Here is a 1,065-nt window from a genome sequence, read left to right on the forward strand (position 1 = left end):
AAAAAAGACTTGACAAACTCGACAATGGTTTCGTACCTTTGTCCTCCCGAAACGAAAGCCGCTTCCGGTAGCAAACGAAAAAAAAGTTTGCTCAGGAACTTGGAAAGAGGGAAAAGAGTTTGTTACCTTTGCAGCCCGCTTCAATCGGAAGGGGGGAAATTTGAAAAGCCAGCCTCGAAAAATAATTCAAAAAATTTTTCGCCTCGTGCTTGACAAATGAAAAACTCTTCTTACCTTTGCAACCCCGAACGGAACGACGCTCGGTAAGGCTTCGCAAGAAGAGATACAAACACCGCCTGGCAACAGGCACACGGTTAGTCCAACAGGGACTGGCACACGTTCTTTGAATGTTTGGAAAAGACAAATTGGTAAGGCTTCCTTCTTCCTTCGGGAAGAGGCGATAGCACAACCAGCGTAACATTTGATTAAAGCTCGTCAATACGGGTCGGATCAGCACTTGACATCAGCTAAGCTTCGGCTTAGTGTAGAATTTTATACAATGGAGAGTTTGATCCTGGCTCAGGATGAACGCTAGCGGCAGGCCTAATACATGCAAGTCGAACGGGTGTAGCAATACACTAGTGGCGCACGGGTGCGTAACGCGTAACCAACCTACCTGAATCTGGGGGATAGCCCGCCGAAAGGCGGATTAATACCGCATAACACCACAGAGCGGCATCGCTTCATGGTTAAAGATTTATTGGATTCAGATGGGGTTGCGTGACATTAGCTAGTTGGCGGGGTAACGGCCCACCAAGGCGACGATGTCTAGGGGACCTGAGAGGGTGATCCCCCACACTGGCACTGAGATACGGGCCAGACTCCTACGGGAGGCAGCAGTAGGGAATATTGGGCAATGGGCGAGAGCCTGACCCAGCCATGCCGCGTGCAGGATGAAGGCCTTCTGGGTTGTAAACTGCTTTTATCTGGGAAGAAAAAACTCATGCGTGAGGAACTGACGGTACCAGATGAATAAGCACCGGCTAACTCCGTGCCAGCAGCCGCGGTAATACGGAGGGTGCAAGCGTTGTCCGGATTTATTGGGTTTAAAGGGTGCGTAGGTGG

1 protein-coding gene and 1 rRNA gene are annotated in these 1,065 nt (G+C 50.0%); both read left to right on the plus strand.

The window, feature by feature from the left end:
• A partial coding sequence (locus LJY25_RS21120; protein WP_227610431.1) for a hypothetical protein occupies positions 1–213 on the plus strand: 213 nt, incomplete at its 5' end.
• Positions 214–496: 283 nt separating this feature from the next.
• Positions 497–1,065: ribosomal RNA gene (locus tag LJY25_RS21125) — 16S ribosomal RNA — on the plus strand; the annotation flags it as partial.

The sequence above is a fragment of the Hymenobacter translucens genome (genome assembly GCF_020685205.1).
Lineage (GTDB): Bacteria > Bacteroidota > Bacteroidia > Cytophagales > Hymenobacteraceae > Hymenobacter > Hymenobacter translucens.